Genomic DNA, 1,156 nt, shown 5'->3' with positions numbered 1-1,156 from the left:
TTGGCGCTCCGGCATCGACTGCAATTACTCTGCTTTAAGGCTGTTAGTAGGGCAAGGAATCCTTGCTCTACTAATATCATATCCGGTCGATTAACCATAATATAATCAGGAGGAACACCACCCCCATCAAAGAAAGAATGCCAAAACGAATTACCATCCCACCTCATCTAAGTGTAGAAGAGCGACAGACTCGTTTCCGTCAAGCTAAAACAACAACCCAGGCTTATCATTAATAGATTATTTGGCTGTTAGCCATTGGAAAAACCATCGCAGATGTGATGGTAGTGACAGGTTATAGTTGTGGTTAGATTTAGGAATGAGTTTGGGGCTACAACAATTTAGAACCTAAATCTCAAGGGATATCAACAAGGTGTAAGCCATTTTGTTTATGTTTCTTAGTGTTTTGATTCTTCTACTAATTCCACTAATAAATGAGTGGGAATGCGGTGCAGCTACTTCTCTAAGCTAGCTCGGTCTAGGGATTCTAACTTAGTTACAGCTTCCCCAACTAACCGCATTTGTTGATTATTATCCGAAACACTTTCGACATTTTCTTGTCTTAATTGAGATTAACAGAACTCTTCCTCAAAGGTAGCTATTTCATCTTCAGTCAGGTAAGAATCTTTCACCCAACCCGGTACCCAATCTTTCATTGAAATAACATTAGTCACGGCCCCGTCCTCAACTCATCCGCTCATCCAGTATAGCTTCAATCAGAATCAACCTCCGTTCGCTCATGCGAAGTAAGTCCCTGCGTTCCATCGCCCCTACAGCATTCAGGTAGCATTCACTTTGAGCAGTTCCCAAGTGCATGGTTAGCTTGCCGTTGGGGAGAGAGCGAGAACGAGACTTCAACCTAAAATAGCAATAGTGCTTGCCCTTCTGGATGGAGGAGTGCTTTTTAATGATGGCATCGGCGGGAAGAATCCATGTACTTCCTAATTCCTGCTGCTGGCAATGAATTAGAGAGCGGCACTTGACGGGGTGACAACCCCGTCAAAACCCTCACGGGTGGTCGATTGACCCAACTTGAGCTAAAAAAAGATGGGGTCGAAATTATTAACTGGCCCCATCTGTTAATTATAGTCATTTCAAATAAGTATGAGACTTTTAAAAAATGAGGTAAAATGAAAAAAAATCGTTAACCAGTTAGGGA

At 42.4% G+C, this 1,156-nt stretch carries 1 protein-coding gene; it reads right to left on the bottom strand.

The annotated features are described in order from the left end of the window. Window positions 1–681 precede the first annotated feature (681 nt). A complete protein-coding gene (locus QUA45_RS28935; protein WP_333101334.1) occupies window positions 682–855 on the bottom strand; it encodes a hypothetical protein in 174 nt (57 codons plus the stop codon). Window positions 856–1,156 lie beyond the last annotated feature (301 nt).

The organism is Microcoleus sp. Pol12A5, assembly GCF_036701435.1.
In the GTDB taxonomy this organism is placed as follows: domain Bacteria; phylum Cyanobacteriota; class Cyanobacteriia; order Cyanobacteriales; family Microcoleaceae; genus Microcoleus.
The sequence above is the reverse complement of the archived record's forward strand: the minus strand, read 5'-3'. Positions and strand labels throughout refer to the sequence as shown.